Raw genomic sequence first — 242 nt, 5'->3', positions numbered from 1 at the left:
CGGCTTACTTGACGATCCGTCCGCGCGCAACGTCCGTCACCGTGCCATCGACCAGGCTGATGCGGTAGATCTCGCGCGTCACGGTGCCCGCAAAGGCCAGCTCGACGATCGACACGTCGCGAAAGGTGGTGTCTCTGCCTTGCGGCAGCACCGTGTTGAATCTGGCGGCCACCTGGTTCATCGCCGCCTGCAGCGCGGGGGTGAACGCTGCCATGCTGTAGACCAGCGTGTTGTGCGGGTTG

At 64.9% G+C, this 242-nt stretch carries 1 pseudogene; it reads right to left on the bottom strand.

Annotated elements, in window-relative coordinates:
* Nucleotides 1-4: 4 nt before the first annotated feature.
* Nucleotides 5-242 (bottom strand): annotated as a pseudogene (locus tag AC0IYU_RS34950) (hypothetical protein); the annotation flags it as partial.

The organism is Variovorax sp. AC103, from assembly GCF_979254005.1.
Note: the sequence above shows the minus strand (reverse complement) of the source record. Positions and strands in the feature narration are given on the sequence as shown.